20 protein-coding genes are annotated in these 19,811 nt (G+C 42.0%); 12 read left to right on the top strand and 8 right to left on the bottom strand.

Annotation, left to right across the window (positions count from 1 at the left end):
- The first annotated feature begins 72 nt into the window (after positions 1-72).
- From ACMXYO_RS09150 to ACMXYO_RS09110, 9 genes are all read left to right on the top strand, one after another.
- Positions 73-2,100, top strand: a complete 2,028-nt coding sequence (locus ACMXYO_RS09150; protein ID WP_415884838.1) for an ATP-binding protein — start codon at positions 73-75, stop codon at positions 2,098-2,100.
- Positions 2,093-4,318 carry an EAL domain-containing protein gene (locus ACMXYO_RS09145; protein ID WP_415884837.1) on the top strand — a complete coding sequence of 742 codons (2,226 nt, stop codon included), beginning with the start codon at positions 2,093-2,095 and terminating at the stop codon, positions 4,316-4,318. The genes ACMXYO_RS09150 and ACMXYO_RS09145 overlap by 8 nt, the downstream gene beginning before the upstream one ends.
- A gap of 3 nt (positions 4,319-4,321) precedes the next feature.
- Positions 4,322-4,912: a hypothetical protein gene (locus ACMXYO_RS09140; protein ID WP_415884836.1), complete on the top strand. Its 591-nt coding sequence runs from the start codon at positions 4,322-4,324 to the stop codon at positions 4,910-4,912.
- Between the two features lie 386 nt (positions 4,913-5,298).
- Positions 5,299-5,763, top strand: a complete 465-nt coding sequence (locus tag ACMXYO_RS09135; RefSeq protein WP_415884835.1) for a hypothetical protein — start codon at positions 5,299-5,301, stop codon at positions 5,761-5,763.
- A 24-nt stretch (positions 5,764-5,787) separates the two neighbouring features.
- A complete protein-coding gene (locus ACMXYO_RS09130) occupies positions 5,788-7,191 on the top strand; it encodes a hypothetical protein (protein ID WP_415884834.1) in 1,404 nt (467 codons plus the stop codon).
- Between the two features lie 34 nt (positions 7,192-7,225).
- Positions 7,226-7,858 (top strand): hypothetical protein, encoded by a 633-nt coding sequence (locus tag ACMXYO_RS09125; RefSeq protein WP_415884833.1) that lies wholly within the window; start codon positions 7,226-7,228, stop codon positions 7,856-7,858.
- 64 nt (positions 7,859-7,922) lie between these two features.
- Positions 7,923-8,285 carry a roadblock/LC7 domain-containing protein gene (locus tag ACMXYO_RS09120; protein ID WP_415884832.1) on the top strand — a complete coding sequence of 121 codons (363 nt, stop codon included), beginning with the start codon at positions 7,923-7,925 and terminating at the stop codon, positions 8,283-8,285.
- Positions 8,286-8,300: 15 nt separating this feature from the next.
- Entirely contained in the window at positions 8,301-8,762 is a 462-nt protein-coding gene (locus ACMXYO_RS09115) for a PAS domain-containing protein (protein ID WP_415884831.1), read from the top strand.
- Between the two features lie 9 nt (positions 8,763-8,771).
- On the top strand, positions 8,772-9,518 hold the full coding sequence (locus ACMXYO_RS09110; protein ID WP_415884830.1) for a phosphate/phosphite/phosphonate ABC transporter substrate-binding protein: 747 nt from the start codon (positions 8,772-8,774) through the stop codon (positions 9,516-9,518).
- A 120-nt stretch (positions 9,519-9,638) separates the two neighbouring features.
- Here ACMXYO_RS09110 and ACMXYO_RS09105 read toward each other — a convergent pair whose 3' ends face one another.
- On the bottom strand, positions 9,639-10,493 hold the full coding sequence (locus ACMXYO_RS09105) for an AraC family transcriptional regulator (RefSeq protein ID WP_415884829.1): 855 nt from the start codon (positions 10,491-10,493) through the stop codon (positions 9,639-9,641).
- 117 nt (positions 10,494-10,610) lie between these two features.
- Between ACMXYO_RS09105 and ACMXYO_RS09100 the strand changes: the two genes are divergently transcribed.
- The 3 genes from ACMXYO_RS09100 to ACMXYO_RS09090 are packed head-to-tail and all read left to right on the top strand — an operon-like array spanning position 10,611 to position 12,086.
- Positions 10,611-11,036, top strand: a complete 426-nt coding sequence (locus tag ACMXYO_RS09100) for an organic hydroperoxide resistance protein (protein ID WP_415884828.1) — start codon at positions 10,611-10,613, stop codon at positions 11,034-11,036.
- A 35-nt stretch (positions 11,037-11,071) separates the two neighbouring features.
- Positions 11,072-11,809, top strand: coding sequence for an alpha/beta hydrolase fold domain-containing protein (locus ACMXYO_RS09095; RefSeq protein WP_415884827.1), 738 nt, complete (start codon positions 11,072-11,074; stop codon positions 11,807-11,809).
- Between the two features lie 28 nt (positions 11,810-11,837).
- Complete coding sequence (locus ACMXYO_RS09090) at positions 11,838-12,086, top strand: alpha/beta hydrolase (RefSeq protein WP_415884826.1); 249 nt, start codon at positions 11,838-11,840, stop codon at positions 12,084-12,086.
- Positions 12,087-12,244: 158 nt separating this feature from the next.
- Here ACMXYO_RS09090 and ACMXYO_RS09085 read toward each other — a convergent pair whose 3' ends face one another.
- The 7 genes from ACMXYO_RS09085 to ACMXYO_RS09055 all read right to left on the bottom strand — a co-directional run bounded on the left by ACMXYO_RS09085 (position 12,245) and on the right by ACMXYO_RS09055 (position 19,611).
- A complete protein-coding gene (locus ACMXYO_RS09085) occupies positions 12,245-12,547 on the bottom strand; it encodes an antibiotic biosynthesis monooxygenase family protein (RefSeq protein WP_415884825.1) in 303 nt (100 codons plus the stop codon).
- 12 nt (positions 12,548-12,559) lie between these two features.
- A complete protein-coding gene (locus ACMXYO_RS09080; RefSeq protein ID WP_415888084.1) occupies positions 12,560-13,777 on the bottom strand; it encodes a putative bifunctional diguanylate cyclase/phosphodiesterase in 1,218 nt (405 codons plus the stop codon).
- Positions 13,778-13,848: 71 nt separating this feature from the next.
- Positions 13,849-14,987, bottom strand: a protein-coding gene (locus ACMXYO_RS09075) for an IS3 family transposase (RefSeq protein ID WP_415884722.1) whose coding sequence is annotated in 2 segments (ribosomal slippage) — positions 13,849-14,750 and positions 14,750-14,987 — 1,140 coding nt in all. Because the reading frame shifts where the segments join, the coding sequence is not laid out codon by codon here.
- A gap of 59 nt (positions 14,988-15,046) precedes the next feature.
- Positions 15,047-16,747, bottom strand: a complete 1,701-nt coding sequence (locus ACMXYO_RS09070) for a PAS domain S-box protein (protein WP_415884824.1) — start codon at positions 16,745-16,747, stop codon at positions 15,047-15,049.
- On the bottom strand, positions 16,734-17,204 hold the full coding sequence (locus tag ACMXYO_RS09065) for a hydrogenase maturation protease (RefSeq protein ID WP_415884823.1): 471 nt from the start codon (positions 17,202-17,204) through the stop codon (positions 16,734-16,736). Before ACMXYO_RS09065 ends, ACMXYO_RS09070 begins: the two co-directional genes overlap by 14 nt.
- Positions 17,204-18,706 carry a nickel-dependent hydrogenase large subunit gene (locus tag ACMXYO_RS09060; RefSeq protein WP_415884822.1) on the bottom strand — a complete coding sequence of 501 codons (1,503 nt, stop codon included), beginning with the start codon at positions 18,704-18,706 and terminating at the stop codon, positions 17,204-17,206. The genes ACMXYO_RS09065 and ACMXYO_RS09060 overlap by 1 nt, the downstream gene beginning before the upstream one ends.
- Positions 18,707-18,717: 11 nt before the next feature.
- On the bottom strand, positions 18,718-19,611 hold the full coding sequence (locus ACMXYO_RS09055; RefSeq protein ID WP_415884821.1) for an NADH:ubiquinone oxidoreductase: 894 nt from the start codon (positions 19,609-19,611) through the stop codon (positions 18,718-18,720).
- Positions 19,612-19,811: the final 200 nt, after the last annotated feature.

Here is a 19,811-nt window from a genome sequence, read left to right as displayed (position 1 = left end):
AATAATCCTATTAGTCTCTGCAGTATTGAAATACGCATCCTATACTGAGAATACTTTCAGTGGGGGGAGGCTATGAAGCGCAGTTCTATTCTTACCCGTATTAACCTCAGCTTATTAGCTGTGTCAGTTGTTTTTGCTGTCTTTGTTGTTGTACAGATTGTTGTTGGTCTCAAGGTGAGTGAGTCCAGTGGTGAGGTAACAACAAGGGATATGCCTGTCGCACTATATACCCAAGCAATGCAAGATGAATTAGGAGATATGAATTCTAATCTGCTTGAGTATGTGTTGGGTGAGTCTGAAGAGAAGCAAGAATATTTTGCGAATAAAGAAGAGTTTGACCAATATCGAAAGGAAATACCCCCCATTAGTGATGCCTATAAGAAAATGATCACTGTCGATCGTTTAATTGCCACGGCTAATGAGAACGCTGAAAAAAGGGTCTTTAGTCGATTTGATCCCATTCTTGAGGAGCAAGCTACTCGAAGTATTAACCGGCTTATCCGGGAGGTCGGTGGTCCGCTCGAAAATCTTCTCGACGATATGAAAGAAGAGGAGATTGCAGACGTTGGCTCTTCTAACGATTTAGATCAGATTATTAATGATGATTTGCCTTCTGTGCGATATTACCTAGAGCTTGTTGATGAGGCAGGGGATATGCTTGCCGACTTAGATAGGTTTGTATTAGGAGATCAAAATGCCCGTAAGAGTTTCTTTGGTAACGCTCTTCAATTCGAATCCTTCCTTGCTAGCCTAAAGCCTTTAGAGAAAAAACCTCATGAATTAGTCCGCATAGCTGAAGTAGAGCGGTTGTTTAATGAGCTTAAAAGTGGTGGGGCCGAAGTTTTCGAAATCTATGCAGCTAGAAACAGAATTGACGCATTAGCGGCTATTGAAGATATAGAGCATAACGCATTTGGCGAGTTGGAAGAGCTTCTGGAAGGAATGTCTTCCCATGCTAGGCGCCGAGTTGAAAATAGTATGAATGATCTGGTTGACCTATCAAATAAGGTTAACTATCTCCTGATATTTACACTCGTTGGCGGTGTCGCACTTTTAGTCGCGATTGTAACCTACACGAAGCGGTCTATTTTTGCGCCTATGACAGCGATATCTGAATCCATTAATAAACTAAGAGGTGGTGAGAGAGATTTTGAGATCGCTGAAAGTAATCGTAATGATGAAATTGGCGACATCATCAATAGTTTGAGGCAGTTTCAGGCTGAGTTAACGGAGCTAGATGAGCTTCGATTAGCTGATGAGAAGATGCAAGCCAGTCTTAAGGGAGAGCGAGATAAACTTTCTAGTGCGCTTGAAAACCTTGAGCAGGCTCAGGATAAGCTCATTGCTAGTGAAAAACTTGCTTCATTGGGTTCCTTGGTCGCGGGTGTCTCTCATGAAATTAATACACCAATAGGTGTTTCGGTAACCATGTCTAGTCATCTAAAAGAAAATATTGATGAGCTTATGCGCTCTATAAAAGCGGGTGAGCTTAAGCAGTCATTCTTGGATCAATTCGAGCGAGAGGCAGCTGAATCATTTGCAGTTATGGAAAGCTCTTTAGATAAGGCAAGTCACCTTATTCAAAACTTTAAACAAGTAGCAACAGATCAGTCGAGTTCTAGTCGACGGAAATTTGCTTTGAAAGAGGTTATCGATGAAGTAATGATGACTGTTCGCCACCAATTAAAAGGTACAAACTACAAGTATAGAGTTGAAGGTGATGTCGAATTAATGATGGATAGTTACCCTGGCCCACTTGGGCAAGTTGTAACTAATCTATTTAATAATTCTATTATGCATGGCTTTGATGGGCGCGATGACGGTGAAATCAATATAAGATTTACGTGTCTTGATAACAGCGTGAGAATTTACTTTAACGATAATGGAACTGGAATTGAAGAGTCAAAAATCAACCGCATCTTTGACCCGTTTTATACCACGAAACTAGGGCAAGGGGGCTCTGGTTTAGGATTAAATATTGTACATAACATTGTCACTGGTGTTCTAGGCGGATCTATATCAGTGTCGAGCAAAGTGGGTACTCAATTTGAAGTAGTGTTACCTCTGGTAGCTCCGAAACAGGATAATGATGATGAGTGATGTGCTTTTAAATATCATAGATGATTCGAATGAACCTGAAGTGGAGGACACCCGAGAGCCTTGGAAAGTTGCAATTATTGATGACGAAGAGTCAGTTCACCAGGTAACAACTCTTGCTTTGTCCAGAACTGATATCTTGGGGCACCCATTAAAATTTTTGCATGCTTATAGCGGTGAGGAGGGCTATAAGCTTATAGAAAAGCATGATGATATTGCGGTTGTGTTACTTGATGTGGTTATGGAAGCCCCTAATGCCGGATTGCTACTGGCTGAGCAGATTCGTGAGGATCTCAATCGGCATAATGTACAAATAATTCTAAGAACTGGCCAACCTGGCTATGCACCTGAAAATGAAATTATCGAGCGTTATGAAATTAACGCTTATAAAACTAAAAACGAGCTGACTAAATCTAGGTTATTTACAGCGTTAGCAACGGCCCTTCGTTCATATAAGCACCTTTGTGCGTTAGAAAACAGCAAATTAGGCCTGAGATCAATCATTGATGCGTCTTCAGATCTTATAAAGGAGCGTTCAGTTAATGACTTTGCTAGAGGAGTCTTATTACAGATCAGTGCGCTATTTAACATCGATGCTGATGGTATATTCTGTGTATCTCAAAGACCACATAATGGTCCCTTGGCACTACGCAAAGGGCTCGACGATGAGTATTTCGTTGTCGCTGCATCAAATAAGTATGATCATTTTTTTGGGAGAAAAATTGAGCAGTTAGATACTGATGGTTTGAGTCATTTAGTTAAAAATGTGCTTGATAGCAAGCAGCATAGTATTGGCGAACTTTATACAGGACTGTATCTATCAACTCCTTCTATGTGGGAAGGCGTGATTATGCTGGAAGGGGCTCGGGATTTGCAGAATGTTGACGAAGAATTGCTTCAGGTTTTCTGTATGAATGTGGGATTAGGTTTAGAGAACGCTAAATTTTTCTCGCATCTCAACAAAGCGGCTTACTTTGATTCTGTAACAGGCTTGTATAGTCGTTTGGGCCTAATAGAAAACGCGGTAACATTTGTAAGATCTAAGGGTAATCGCTGTACGATTTTTCTCGCTGATCTCGACTATTTTCATAATATTATTGAATCTCTAGGTTATGACTATGGTAATAAAGTGCTAGCAGAGATGGCAGGGAACCTTAAAAGGATCTATGGCGAGAATACGTTGTTAGCACGTTTACACACGGATGTATTTGCAATCTTGATGGTTGATACCGATCTGGATGCCAGCGATGTGGCAAGAGAATGTGCGAAGCCATTATTTGTCGAAGGCAACTCAATTCGATTGGGAATAACGGTAGGGAGCTCTTGTGAGCTTGCAGAAGAGTTTTCGCAAGACACTGCTGAGCAGATGTTACGTCATGCTGAAGTAGCACTAAAGGTCGCAAAAGAAAATCGAAGAGGGGCAGGACAAGAATTTGATCGTGCGTATGAAGAGGTATCAAGGAATCACCTTAATCTTCTAAATGATATTCGTAATGCGCTAGTTAATCGTGAGTTCTTTTTGGTGCTTCAGCCTAAAGTGGATGCGGTCACCGAGCAGGTCAATGGCTATGAGGCTTTAATAAGATGGCAGCATCCAGTTAAAGGCATTGTTCCTCCGAATGCTTTCATTCCAGTGATTGAACAATCGGGTTTGTTCTTTGATATTGATCTATACGTGTTTGAGCAGTCATGCTCCATACTTAAGCAATACCCTCAAATAAATGTGCCCATCTCGATAAATGTTTCTGCTAATTCACTTCATCATAGTGAATTCATTAGTGAAATAGCGAGGCTTACAAAAGAATTAAAGCCAGATCTTTCTTTGTTGCAGTTAGAAATCACAGAAAACGCTCTAATCAGAAGTGATGCTGCTATAGAACACCTTAATTCACTTAAATCGATAGGCTTTTCAATATGTTTAGATGATTTTGGAGCTGGATTCTCTTCCCTAAGTTATTTATTAAGGCTTCCTTTGGATGTCATAAAGATTGATCGGAGCTTTGTTCAGTGCGTTGCTGATCATAAAGATGCGCGAGTCGTTCTTCAAGGTATGGTTGAAATCGGGCGTAAACTGCGCAAAGAGCTGGTGGTGGAAGGTGTTGAAACTAAAGAGCAGGTTGATCTGATTAGGGCGATGCGAGTCTCAACATTCCAAGGTTTCTATTTTTATAAGCCACTTAGCATTGATGACGCTGTAGCTGCACTAAGCAGTAAAGGATAGTTTATGCAGTTAGACCTCCAGTTGGGTAAGGTAGTCCAAGGTTCTGTTGCTATATCTGAAAGAAATTTAATGCTTGTTTTTCAAGTCAATTGTCCAGGGTGCTTATCTAGAGCGTTACCTATGTTGACCAAAATTAGTGAAGCAAATAAGTCTATAAATTGCTTTGCACTTTCCACTGCTTTCGAAAATTTCAATTTGAACAACGTCAAAACAACCAAGGCATTGCTGGAGCAAGGTGATTTAACGCTTCATTCAAAGCGTCATTTTGCTCAATTAGGTCATCAAAAGTTACCCTATAACTTTGAGCTGCCTGTTGTAATGGATTGGTTTATGCCTAGTCAGACCATTTCTAAGTTAGAGGAATCCGTTTTTAATGTGTTTGATAACGAGCGTCTGTCAAAGACTTTAAAGCAAAATATTAAGAACCATTTAGCACAACGCTTGGTGCCGATGAGCCTGATGGGTAGAACTTTTCTGAATAATGATTTACAAGGTACGCCAACGTGGATCTACTTTGATGAAAATCTAGAAATTTTTGATAGCTGGTTTGGTCATCAGGATCTTGAATGGATTCAAGCGTTGCTGGATAAATAGACGGTTAGGTAAAATCCAATGTTCCGGCAATTAAAATTTTTTGTCTCAAGCCTAAATTGGGTACCTTACATTTTCGTCTTATAGCTTCAAGGTTAAGACTTTGTATTAAACCTATATATAGGGATGAAAAATAAGCTATTCTTACTAGGTTGATATTAAAGAAAAAATTAATCTGCCGTGAAATTAGATAAGGTTATACTTTTGACAGAGAAAACTGTTCATTAGTGTATTAATTGATTGATAAATTTGTATTCTTACGTCGGTCGAGATATAAAACAAACACCTGTTTGGAATATTACCAATAACTAAAGAACCATCCTGAATTAGTCGATTTTATGTTGCGACTTCTTTACTGGATGTATCGATAATAAAAGCAGGAGCATTTTGTGAGTTCTTTAATTTGGGATGCGTTAGCTGACTGGGAATTGAATGCCGATTTTGATAGTCCGAATACGGGACGGATTCAAGCAGCTTTCGATGCACAACATCCTAGGTACCTTATATATCGTGGGCATCAAGGTCGTAGGATTTTATACCATTTCACGCGAATGGTAGCTGCAGAGCCTGATGAACTGCGCCTTCATACTAAGCGTATTTACCTTTCAATTGCTTGTTACGATAGTGACGCACTTGAAGGTGCTTTTGCAGATTTTTTGTTGGTTCTTGGTAAAAAAGGGCCAAAATTACGCCAACGTCTTTTTGAGCAGGCTCGAAAGGTTATGAAGCCAAAAGTTCGTGAGGTTATACAACGAGCTATCGAAGAAGACGATCTATCGGCGCTGTCAGAACTTTCAACAGAACATTCTGTTCTGATAAATGGAAGATTTCAGCCAGCCAGTCTGCATGGATGAGATCGGGTAGGTATTTAAAAGTCTATGAGCTTTAATAAACGCAGCCAACTGGAAAACGTTCGCAAGATTGCATTGATTGGTTTCTCAGGACCTAATCAGGCAATGTTCGAGTATTGCTTATCGTCTGAAGTTGATTGTGAGATCGTTACCGCAAACACAGCACATATCCTCATTGTTAATGGAGATCATGGGGAAGATGATGAACAGCTATGTCAGTCAATAGTTGAGAACTATCCAGCTGAATGTCGAGTGGTTGTGAGTATAAGACAGCTCAATTGGGATGGTTTTAGGCTGCTTAAAAAGCCTCATAGTGCTCAAGATCTCTTAACTCTTCTCAGAAGCTTCTCGATGCCATTATCTGAGACTGAATCACAAGTTACGCAGCAGGCCAAAAAAGAGATTAATCCGAATAACATCGATTTTTATCGAAGCCGCGATTATGCTCGGAAGAGGCAGGGAGAGGCACTCAAGCAGAAGCTAATGAAAGGTAATTTGGTCGTTAGTGCTTCTGATCGGTTAGTGCAGCAGATTGAAGCAGATATAAGAGAACAAGAAGAGCAGCTAAAACGTGAGCTTGAAGCAGAAAAAGCTAAGCACGAAGCTATCTTAGCTAAGAAAAAAGCTAAGAAGTTGTTTCTTCTAAAGAAGAAAAAAATCGAAGAAGAGAAGCGTTTAAAGGAAGAGCAAAAGAAGCTTGCTGCTCAAAAAGCGAAGAAGTTGAAACAAAAGTTACTCGATAATCAGAAAAAGAAAGAGCAACTAGCTAAAAGAGCTGAAAAAGCTGAGAAAAAAGATCAAGAAAACACTGTAACTCCTGCTCCTGTATTGACTAAAGAACAGATCCTGCAATGCTGCGGAAATGCTGCTGATGTTGACTTGTCTCGCTCTGATGAGCGAAGGACTATCTTTTTTAATCCCGAAGGCTCTTTATTAGTTAAAATGACGGAAGCGGTTGACCTTGCAGTTAAACTCGATCAACCTGTTGAGATCACTGGGTTACCAGGCCAGATGTTCGTTTTTCCTGATCAGCGTTTGTTTTATACAACCTTCAGTGATGATTTCTTAAATCAGCTTGCTTTAACCCGATTTGGCTATGGCGAATTGGAGATTGAACCAAAAGGTGACTTCCAGCTTGAGGATACAACAAAACACCTAGCGGAAAATATTGAGTCACTTATTTGGAAAGTTGCCCTTTGGACATCTAGAGGGCGGCTGTTAAATGGAATGGATCCAGAGAAGTTAATGCAATTAACGGTGCAACCTAATTTTGAATCATTTCAGGCCATACCTGATGGTCAAGAAATTAGTGAGGTATGGAGTGGTCAGCAGATGACAGCACTGGATATTGTAAGAATATTGGATGTACCGCAACGTGTTGTATTTACGTTTATGTGTGGTGCGTATTCACTTGGCTGGTTTCAGGAATAAAGCGGTAGGTTAGGAAAGGTATCGGAGTTATTTTGTGACAAATGCTACTATCCAAAATCAATTTATTCAGATCTGTCCGGCAGGGGCTTTTTACGCGACCGTAGGTTCAGAACCGGATGACGCAAGAGCGTTATTGCTCCAGCTTCTTAGTTCTGATGTTTCGTTGCCATTCAGTCATGAATTAGTAATGGAATTGACTGATCTTGATGAAGGCGAAGCTAAGGAACTGTTTGACAAGCTTATTGATAAGAACTTTGTTCAATTGAGTAAAAGACCATCGCGCATGATTAGCGACTCCATTGAACAAATTTTACCTGAATTGCTTTCCGGGTTATCCAGCACAGGTAAAGTTGCTTTAGCAGATAACCATGGTTTTTGTCTTGGGTCTATAGGCTACGAGGCAGATCATGCCGAGGCTCTTTGTGCTTTGGCAGCAGATTTAAGCTCATTACACGAGCGCCACAGTCTCCTACTTAACCGCGACCTTTCATTTATGGGGGAATCTTGGGGGATGTTGGACCCAGTTGGATTGAGTCAAGTGGGTTTTTGGGTAATTCACCTTGGTCATCAACGTTTCGTATTGGTTATAGATCAGATGCCTCGTTTAAACCAAGGAAATTATGTGGATTTATTAAGCGTTTTAGCAAGGCGTTATCTTGATTATTGATGTTCATCAATGATCCATTTTCAGATAACTGTATTTTAATGCCTTACATTAAAGGAGTAATTATATGCGCTCAGAAATGCTGACCTCAATCTTGAGTGACTTAAACGGTACTTCAGCAGAGATTGAAGCTTCCGCTGTCATTTCAACAGATGGTCTTATGATCGCAGCTCTTCTTCCCGCTGGTCTGGATGAAGATCGGGTGGGTGCAATGAGCGCTGCCATGCTTTCGCTTGGTGAGCGTACAGCAAATGAACTAGCTCGCGGAGATCTAGAACAGGTTCTTGTTAAGGGTGATTCGGGCTATATATTGATGACTCACGCTAATCATGAGTCTGTTCTAACTGTAGTAGCGAAGCCTAACGCGCGGTTGGGTTTGATCTTCCTTGATGTTAAACGTGCGGCTGAGGCTATAGGTAAAATTCTATAAATTGTTGGTTGGTTGATGTCAGAATTGCAGGCGGAAAGCGTTGAAGAAGTTGTCATCAAATATTTTGGCGGTGAAACACGCACTACTAAAATAGTAGATAAAGAAGAGCCATATCCAGAAGGTAAGCTGATTGTCTCTCGTACGGATACGAAAGGAGTTATAACCCATGCTAACCAGGCATTTGTTGAAATGTCTGGATATACTCAGGAAGAGTTAATTGGGCAAAACCACAACATTTTAAGACATCCCGATATGCCTGCAGCTGCGTTTGCAGATTTGTGGGATACGCTTAAGACCGGTAAGAAGTGGCATGGATACGTAAAGAATCTGCGTAAAGATGGCAGCTATTATTGGGTTAAAGCTACCGTTATTCCAAATATCCGCAATGGCTCAGTCGTCGGTTACACTTCTGTAAGGCGAAAACCTTCCCTTCGAAAAATAGCAGAAAGCGAAGCCTTGTATTTAACGATGAAGTAGGGTGATTCCTTGAAGCTTAATTTAACAGTGAGTCCTGATTTTTCTCCAGATCACATATCCGGTTGGTTTATTTTTAATACTTGGCTTCAGCGTCAATTAGACCGACCGGTGCATTTAGAGCTTTATGATAGCTTTGAAGCGCAAAGAATCGATATTCAGGAGGGTAAGTATGATCTTGTTTACGCAAACCCCTTCGATGCATCAATGCTTGTTCGTGAATTGGGCTTTAAAGCAGTTGTGCGCCCCATTTCAAAATCTGACGAAACAGTCATCGCAACCCATGTAGATGCGCAATATAATTGCGTAGAAGATCTTCAGCCTAATAGTCGTTTAGTTGCCACCAGTGACCCTGATGTTAACCGGATTGGCATGATTATGTTGGAGCCTGCAGATCTGGATGGCTCTAACACTGAATTAAGTACTGTTGATACATACGTTATTGTTGCGAAACGCTTAATTAATAATCAAGCTGATGCGGGTTTCTTTCTGAAGGATGCTTATGATGATCTGTCTGAACTAATTCGTAAGCAGATGAAGGTGCTGGTGGCTAGTGAAATCAGTGATGTTCATCATGCTTTATTAGTTTCTCCAGAATTGGAGGCGTTAATCCCTCAGTTCCAAGAGTTTCTTGTGAGTATGCAAAATGATCCCAAAGGCCAGGGAGTGCTGCTAAGCATGGACCTAGATGGTTGGGAGATCATGACGGAAGAGCAGACTGAGTTTATGATAGATCTTATCGACACTCTGATAGATTAAAAAAAGCGGCTGAAATAGCCGCTTTTTTATTTGGGTATTTGAAATATCTGGTTGGAATTCACTGTTAGGGAATAATGTATTAATTTTTCGTTTGGTTGGAATTGAATCGTCACTATGTTGCTAGATCTGTCGTTTGTTAGCCCCATGGGTACTTTGGTCACTTCTCAGCCATTCCTTCGGTGTCATGCCGCACTGTGATTTAAAGGCACGAATGAGGGCTGCTTCGCTGCTGTAGCCTACATCAAATATAATCAGCTTCACTGCACGGCCAGACCGCAATGCCTTTTTGGTTAGATGCACACGCCAACTTTGTAGGTAATTACCTGGCGTAGATCCAACACACTCACGAAATGTATTCGCGAAAACACTCCGAGACATCCCGGCAGTTTCCGCCAAACTATTGAGTGACCAATTCTTCTCAGGGTGCTCGTGCATGGCCACTAGCGACTTGCGTAATTTTGGATGAGACAGCCCCGCAAGCATCCCTCCATTGACCTGCGCAGACTCCATAAGATGTCGCAGTATCTGAATTAGTCCGACATCAAAAAGTTTATTAATCAGCACCTGCCGACCGCAGCGAGTCTCAAATGCTTCTTCAAACAGGACGTCTAAGATCGCCTCAGCGCCATCAATCACAGATAGTGGCAGGCACACAAAAGCCGGCAGTGCCTCATGGATAGGGTTAGAATTCCCGCCCTCAAAATAGAGATTGGCACATACAAGTTCTGCTCCCTCTGTTGCGTCCGTAATAAAGCGTCTAGCCAGAGGGCGAGGGTAGAGCAGCAAGCTTGGCTCGGTCACAAGCAGTTTTTCCTGCCCCTGATTGTGAATCTCTATACGTCCCTTTTTAACTAGATGTAGCTGCCCACATCCCTCGTCTTCATCCAGCGAGTTGATACCGCATAACCGCCCAGAGTGAAACACTCGGGCGTTTACTGAGAAGTTGTTAAATAAGGATTCAAGACGATCAGTCATAAAATACAGATTATCAATTTATTAAGACTTTTAGGCATCAAAAGTATCGATGCAGAGATAGTATATCCCTGTCACTGAGTAACACAACCCTAAATCAAATTTATAAGGAATCACATCATGACTATCGCAAACGTTCTTTACCGAACTTCTGCAACTTCAACTGGTGGTCGCGAAGGTCGTTCTACTTCAGCGGATAAGGTACTTGAAGTTCAGCTATCCACACCTAAAGAACTAGGTGGCGCTGGTGGACCAGGCACCAACCCAGAACAGCTGTTCGCTGCGGGTTACTCTGCTTGCTTTTTGGGTGCGCTTAAGTTTGTTGCAGCGAAAAACAAACTATATCTTCCAACTGACAGTGAAGTAACTGCAGAAGTGGGTATCGGTCAGATCCCAACAGGCTTCGGTATCGAGGTCGATCTAGTCATCAATGTGCCCGGTCTCCCACAAGATCAGGTGCAAGCATTGGTTGGGCAGGCACACATAGTTTGCCCTTACTCTAACGCTACTCGCAACAACATCGACGTGCGTTTAAGCATCAAATAACCAGGATTTACACAAATTTATATCGGAGTATTATTATGAAACTGTTCAAAAAGAATTTGACTGTTGCGGCGATAATTTTATCAACTAGCCTAGTCCATGCGGCTGGCGGTCCGACTGTTGAAAGCAAGTCACAGGCATTTCTCAATGCTCTAGCTCAAGGCGGCGGTGCCCCCATTGAAACTCTGAGCCCCGCAGGTGCTCGCTCAGTGCTGGTTTCGGCTCAACAAGGTGCCGAACTACCTCCTGCTGACGTAAGTGAGAAAACTATTAAGGTTAATGGCAAAGAAATCAGCCTTACTATCGTCAGACCAGAAGGAGATAAAGAAGAACTGCCGGTGTTCATGTTCTTCCATGGAGGCGGCTGGATCTTGGGGGATTATCCTACCCATGAACGCTTTGTGCGTGATCTGGTCGTAGATTCCGGTGCCGCAGCAGTTTTCGTGAACTACACGCCATCACCTGAAGCGCAGTATCCTGTCGCTATCAACGAAGCCTACGCTGCAACTAAGTGGGTGGCTGAACATGGGAAAGAAATTAATGTCGATGGTTCACGATTGGCTTTGGTTGGCAACAGTGTCGGTGGCAACATGACAGCAGTTGTTGCTTTGATGGCTAAGAACAAAGGCACTCCTGCGATTAAGTCTCAAGTGTTGTTTTGGCCAGTTACTAATGCCAGCTTTGAAAATGCGTCCTACGACCAATATCAAGAAGGCTATTTCCTGACCAAAGACATGATGAAATGGCATCTGGGATGCTTACACTACCGATGCTAAGCAACGTCAAGAAATCTATGCATCACCATTGCTGGCCACGACTGAACAATTGGAAGGTTTGCCTCCAGCACTAGTTATCACGGCTGAAAACGATGTTTTGCGTGACGAGGGTGAGGCCTATGCGCGTAAGCTAGATGCTGCTGGTGTTGATGTAGTGAACACACGTTACCAAGGCATGATCCATGACTTCGGGTTGTTGAACGTCCTGTCAGAGTTACCAGCTACGAAGGCTGCCTTGCATCAGGCTAGCGAAGAACTGCGTTCACGCTTAAAGTAAATACGGAAGAGCAAATAAAAAGGCAAGCAATCAGCTTGCCTTTTTCACACTCAATAACCCTGATCATTACCTATCATTAATTCCAGCTAGGTATTTAGAGTGAGAGGAGTGTGATGTTAAAGAGAGTTCCAACCGCTTAATTTGGATACCGTTTTATTTTAAAAGGCTTTGTTATAGCCTTCGAATTGAGGTGGGCCTAAATAGATGCCTTGTGCAGGTTTTGCATTGGCATGTGCTTTCCTAAATGCTTCAGATTTGGTCCATTGCTTGAAAGCTTCTTCGGATTCCCAGGTGCTATGAGATATAAAAATGGTAGCTTCTTCAGTGCTAGGGCCTTGTAATAGATCAAAGTTCTTGAAGCCGGGCACTTCATCTAGGTAAGTGTCTCGATTTTTCCAAATTTCGATAAAGTCATTCTCTTTACCTGGAATGATTTTAAAGCGGTTCATAGCAATAAACATACACGTCTAGCCCTATTCTTTGTTATTCGAAAAATGAATAAATTCATCTGCTGTAATGGGTTTGGAAATATAATACCCTTGTACCTCGTGACAGCCTAGAGTTTGCAGTAGTGAGAGCTGTCCCTTTTCTTCTACCCCTTCAGCAATGACTATTTTCCCCATAATGATGCCGAGATGAATGATCGATTCAATAATCGCTTTAGATTGTGATGAAAACTGTATGTCATTTACAAAGCTTCTATCTATTTTGATCCGGTCTACCGGTAGTGAGGCGAGATATGAAAGTGAGGAGTAACCGGTGCCAAAGTCATCAAGAGCAATACTTACACCTATATCTTTAATGGCCTCTAATTGAGCTTGAGAAAGTTCTGGATCAGACATCGCAGCGGTTTCGGTGATCTCAAGTTCTAACTTGTTTGCTGGTACATCGTGAGCGGCTAGGGCATCTTCTATATCAACAATTAAATTGGCATCGAGAAGTTGGATGGTGGATAGGTTAACTGCGATTTTAGGTGCATCTATATTTGCCTTATCCCAAGCTGAAATATGCTTTAGCGTGTTATCTAATACCCATGCCCCCAGTTTAATAATTAAGCCAGTTCTCTCCGCAATGGGTATAAATTCAGCCGGAGAAACCTGACCTAGCTCTTTACTGTGCCATCGTAATAAAGCTTCTGCACCGACAATTATTCCTGATTTAATCTCAATTTTGGGCTGGAATAAAAGGCTAAGTTCATTGTTTTCAATTGCGTGATGCAGATGCATTTCGATGGTACGTTTATGTTGGATACTTTTTTGCAGCTCCAAATCGAAGAAGTGATAATGACTTCCGGAGACCCCTTTAGCCTCATACATAGCCATATCTGCATTCTGCAAAAGAAGGCCTGTATCTAAACCATCAGAAGGCAAGAGTGTTATACCGATGCTGATGCCAATATGTAATTGATGATCGTTGACCTTAAACGGGCGGGTTATTGAAGAGATAATTTGTTCAGCTAGATGCTTTGGATCATCAAGGCAAGTAATGTCATTCTGAACAATAGCAAACTCATCGCCTCCAAGCCTTGCGACTAAATCAGTCGATTTTGAGCATAGTTGCAAGCGCCTTGCGACAAGTTTCAGAAGAATATCACCACTCAGATGACCTAATGTGTCATTCACATCTTTAAAATTATCAAGGTCCATAAAGAGAACTGCAGAAGCTTTTTGATACTCTCTTGCGTCTACTATGGAATCTTCAAGTTGATGAAGTAATACTGATCTATTGGGAAGTGGTAAGACCCCAAAATTCTAGACACTTTCTAGTTTCTAAAAAACTGCCTTTCAGCTTCCGCTGGTGACAGCCCATCATTAGTACCATGATTTCTTCGAGGGTTATAGAAACCTTCTATGTAATCAAATATCTCAGCTCTAGCCTCATCGCGTGTTCTGTAAATCTTCCGTTGAACTCGATCCTTTTTGAGTAACGAAAAAAACGACTCCGCAACAGCATTGTCATGGCAATTACCACGACGACTCATACTGGCTTCCAGATTATGATCCTTAAGGAACCTACGCCAGTCACCTGAGGTATATTGAACCCCTTGATCTGAATGAACAAGAACCTTTGTTGTTGGTCTTCGACCCCAAATAGCCATCAGTAACGCATCGATAACGAGGTCTGTTTTGGGTGAGCTTTTCATCGTCCAACCGATGACTTTACGTGAGAACAGATCAATCACTACCGTGAGATATAACCAACCTTCGTAGGTTCTAATGTATGTGAAATCAGTTACCCACACTTGATCAGGCTGAGTGACCTCGAATGCTCGATTAAGGATATTTTCGGCAGCAGGGTGTCGTTTTCCTCCTTTGAAACCAGGGTGACGGCGATAACCACGGACAGCCGACAAACCTTCGCTACGCATAATACGATGCACTCTGTTCTTTCCGCATAGCTCACCATCTCGTTTTAAATCGATAGTGATATTGCGGTAACCATACACACAGCCGCTTTCAAGCCAAAACTGTTTAATCTTTACTGCTAAGCGTTGGTCTTCGCGTGCTCGAGGGCTAAAAGGTTGCTTCAACCATGCGTAAAAGCCGCTGCGATGGACAGCCAATACACGACACATGACGGCTACACGAAATTTCTTGAGTCGCGACTTTATGAACGTGTACTTTTCTTTGACTCCCCTGCGAAGTACACCGCGGCTTCCTTTAAAATGTCACGCTCTTCAGTGACGCGGCGTAATTCAGCTTTGAGTTTTTTGATCTCAGCGGACTGGGCATCATCCGCTTGTCGGCAGCTATCGGGCTGGCTGTATTTTTGCACCCAAGCGTAAAGGCTTTTATAAGTTACACCGAGTCGCTCAGCGACATCAGTAATCGTATAGCCCTTATCCGTGACCTGCTTAACCGCTTGGATTTTGAATTCTTCTGGGTAACGTTTTCCGCGCATCGTACACCTCATTATTTTCGTCGATTATATATCTATGAGGTGTCTAGAGAACTGGGGGCTTACCAAAGATTAGTAAGGAGGTCATGTTCTGCTTGATATCTTAATCGCTTCTCAGCTCTTTTCTGTTTAGTAATGTCTGCCTTTAATGATAAATAGTGACTAATTACCCCGTTGTTATCAAAAATTGGGGTGACAGACATTGATTGCCAAAATTTTTCCCCTGATTTCTTTCTATTGAGTATTTCGCCTTTCCATCTATTGGAGGCTTTAATAGTTGACCAAAGCTCTTTGTAAAACTCTACTGGCATTTCTCCAGATTGAACAATACTGCTGTTCTTACCGATTGCTTCCTCTGCGGTATAACCTGTATTTTCTGTGAACATGGGGTTTACATAAACAATAGTGCCTTGAGTATCGGTAATAACGACTTCACTGGAACTTTGTTCGACTGTTGTCGAGAGTAGGCGGATATGTTCTTCATTCTTCCTGCTTTGAGTTATGTCACGAGTCGTTACTACAAAGCCTCCAGTCGGTGTTGGGGCGGATTCGCATTCAATTACTCGTCTGTCATTAAAGGTCTGTACCCATTGATATTTATCCAAGATAAGCCTTTGGAAAGGTGGTATCTGTTGCGGGTCTAAGAGATCTTTGTTGTTGCTAAATAGATCGTCATAGCCTGGTATTTGCGTTAGTAAGTCGGAATCTACATTTATATTGTTCGTGAATGCTTCATTGAAGGTTTGTAGATCACCGATACCGCTAAACATCGCTACACCTTGGCTAATGGTTGATAAGGTGCTTTGAAGCAACTGTAGGTGCTTCTCAATGTCCGCTTGACGTTTCTGTTTCTCTTTAGCTTTGACTACAGATATGTCTGTAGCGGAGAGGATCAGTCCTTCCTCTTTGCCCGCTGGTCCGTAAATCAACGTGCCTTTTAGAAGAAAGTATTTTGGGCTGACTTCTTTATGACGTCCTGTTGGATCTCTAAAACGAATCTCTTGCTCAAAACCATCGCTACTATATACCGCTCGATATAAATAAGGCCTTTGATCCCAGTTACTTGCAGGAAATCTTTCAATGATCTCAGTAAGAGTTTCGTCACGAAGGAAGTTGTCGGGAGAGCTTCCAATCAACTCTTCCGCTTTTACGCTTAAAATGGATTCAGCATAGTGATTTACGCGGGTAATTCGTCCCTGATTGTCGGTGACAACTAAGAACTCTTCCATTGTATTGGTAATACTATCAATCAGTTGATTTACGGAAAGAAGATGTCGATTGTTTTCCTCTAATTCAACCTTTTTATGCTCTACTTCACTCAGCATCGAGTCCATAGATTCAAGGTTTGATAGTACTTTTTTCTGCAATGCTGAGTTGACTGTTTTTAATGCCTCTAATTCAGTTTGTTGATCTGAATCTTCCTCGAATGTTTCTACTGTTTGGGTTTCAATTAAAGAGCTGTTGGCTGTAATAAAAAAATCACCTTGCCGTTCGACAGTAAAAACACCTGGGTTGGATTTAAGATCAGTGGCTAAACCATGTTTAGGGCAAATCACCTTGCCATTGTGATCCATTTTGGCTTCAAGAAGCGAAACATGAGCGTGTTGGCAATAGAGAGGTAGGGCATATAGCTGTTTTTTATGCTCAACTATTAATAGTCGATTTTTTTTGTTTTCAGGGTGAGCTATCCAGCGCATATGGCCTTGAATACTTACTTCTCGCTCAATAACTAAGCGGGTAATTGCTTTATCAGGAGTAAACATAGTGTGGCTCCTGATTCACGCGGGTTAAGATCTGATTGCAGGCCTCTGAGACGCAGTTCTCAATAATAGGAGAAAGTTTCTCAGAAAAGGTTGAGGCTTGGTGGATTGTTACCGTCAAAATCTCAATCACAAGTTCTTGTGAGTCAAACAAAATGTCGCAATGCTTAATAAGCTCTTCTAAGCCTCCATCGTGAAGGTTTCTGGCATAGCTTGTCTGGAACTCATCTTTAGAGAACCACTGCAGTGTACCCGCATTGTTGCTGTCGGATTGGTAGGCGTCAACCAATATTAATCGCGATGTGTCTTTGATCAAACGAGTAGCTGTCAGACTATTAGTAGCGCAATAGTAAAGATCTACTTTTGACGGCAAATCTGTTTGGTTGAGAGTGTTATAGACTGCATAACCAAAGCCATCATCTCCATGCCATTCATTTCCAAAGCATAAAATCACCGTCATCAAATCACTCCATAACGGTGTTTCTTGTTACTGCCTAGTAGATGTACGGTACATACTAAACAAGGATCATGAGAGCGGACCACGTGACCGACAGATAAAGGATCATCTATATCTGGAATATCTATACCAATTAGGCTGCTTTCGATGTGACCAGGTTGTTGATTTTGATCTCTAGGTGATGCGTTCCAAGCGGTGGGTGTGATTACTTGGTAGCCGCTGATGGTGCCGTTTTCTACTTTTACCCAATGACCGAGGCTTCCACGAGCGGCCTCAATCATACCAATACCTTCTCCATCAAGAAGAGGTTGGTGGGTCATTGTGGGTTCAGTGATATTTTGTAAAAGCCCGTTCAGCTGTTCTTTCAATAGGGCTATAGATCTTACTTGGCGTTGTATGCGCGCAAATTGTCTTAAGAGGGTGTTCCCACCTTGCTTCTCTAACATATCAAGAAGAAGAGCATCTTTATCTAAAATGAGTTGCGCTAATGGTCCTGTTTGCACGACTTTGTCTTTGTAGCGAGGGGCTTTAGCCCAGCTGTAACGCTTGCTGTCAGGATCGTATTTTGGTTGAGTTAGACCGTCATGAGGATGACGTGGTGCAGCTTGATCATCATGATACCAGCTGTAACTGATATCCTCAGTAATCTGTTCTTGATCTAAAGGCTCGAAACTTTGGGTTGTAGCATCGTAGATACCACGATTGCGTAATGTATCTTCTGGATTATCTGGATCGATAAGGGAGCCATAACTCATCAATAATTTACAGCCCCCGCCAATTTGATTTAACGCGATATTTTTACCGAATTGATAGAAAAGACTCGCAGCACCTTTACCTGTTTCGGTGAGTTCATTAAGTTTTTCTAAGCTGTCGATCTGATTCCAATGGTCTATGGATACACCAAGGACTTTCGTTTCTAACCAATTGATATAGTTGTCGACTACGCTTAGCGCGCTAATGACTTTATTGGTATCAGGTAATGAAGTAACGCCACCTGGGACCATATAAGAAGAGTGCGGCCACTGCCCTCCAAATATAGCGACAATTTCAATGATATCGCGACTAAATCGAACGGCATCTTGATAAATGCTGCCTGACATATCTTCAAACTGATCTTTTATCTGACTGTACAATTTGAGATTGGAGTAACCGGGGTGGCAAAGATCAGGAGTAAACATTAGAAATGTCTGTCGGCAATCAGATTGAATCTCTTCGGCTAGTAAACAAATATTTCTTACGCGAATTGCATTGGGTGGTGGTGTGATTTGAGACATCGATTCCAATGCAAGCACGCTCGCATACAGATGCGCAGTGCTGCAAATACCGCAAATTCGTGGGGTGATCGCTAGTGAGTCCATCGCTGCTCGACCGATAAGTATCTGCTCAAAACCACGATACATCGTGCCTATACACCAAGCGTTGGTGACCACCCCTTGCTCAACTTCGAGCTCTAATTCTAAATCACCTTCAACTCGGTTTAGCTGTACTTTTACTCTTCTGCTCATAACCGTACTACTTAAGGTTTCATTTTACGTTCGATGATTCTAATTGGCGCGGCATCGTTAGCGAGGCCCTTATACGCCATGTAGCGAGGTCGACTAACACCTAAAGGCAGTGCAACTGGAATATCGCCTACTTTTTCTGTTTTGAACAAAGGGGCTTCCCTTGGGAAATCAGGAGATACACAGCCTAAACAAGGCACACCTTCACGGGTTTTGCTGCTACGGTTATTCCAAAGCTCAGTATTGCATGTAGCTGTTGTATAAGGACCTTGGCAACCCAAGTTATAGAAAAGGCAGCCTGCCTCACCAAATTGTTCCTCTTCAATATCGTATTCATGATATTCATTACGCGTACAACCTTGATGAACCATGGTGCTATAGAAAGCGTCAGGCTGGTTAAAATCATTGAGAGGAAGAGGGTAATCGTTGATGAGCGCAATTAAGGTTTGAATGATTGTATTAGGGTGAGTTGGGCAGCCTGATATATTAATGACGGGCAGGCCGCTTTTACTTCTGAATAAATCAGGTAATAAGCCGCCAGAACTTCCTTGGCTCGATTGCATACCCGTACACTCGGTCGGATTAGGCGGTGCCGCTGGAACCCCACCGTAGGCTGCACATGTACCCACGGCTACAACATAATCCGCTTTTTCTGCTAATTCCTTAATGACAAAAGCTTTGGGACGATCATTAAAGGTATCAAACATACCGCTGCCGTTTGGGCCAAGGGCTAAACTACCCTCAATACATAAAATATTTAGCGGTTTTTTATCTGCAAGAATAAGATCAATGTCAGCAATAAGCTCGCGCATGGACCTCGTAGAAAGAGAAGGCTGCCAAAGGATATCCAGTTTATATTGCTGCACGAATTCAGGCCACGAAGGTTTGTCTGCACAAAGTAGCGACATTGTGTCTCCGCTACATGCACCAGCCTGCATCCATAGTAAGTTAGTTCTTTTTGTAACCATGGAATCTACTTCAATCAAGCTATGTGGTTACAGTCTAGTATTAGTTATAGCTTATGTCTTCTCTTACTTATTGATTTTGAACAATAAAAATAGATTTTTAATGAATAGATTTAAATTAAATAAACTGCTGAGAATGAATA

It is taken from the genome of Neptuniibacter sp. QD37_6, from assembly GCF_047778085.1.
Taxonomy (GTDB): Bacteria; Pseudomonadota; Gammaproteobacteria; order Pseudomonadales; family Balneatricaceae; genus Neptuniibacter.
The sequence above is the reverse complement of the archived record's forward strand: the minus strand, read 5'-3'. Positions and strand labels throughout refer to the sequence as shown.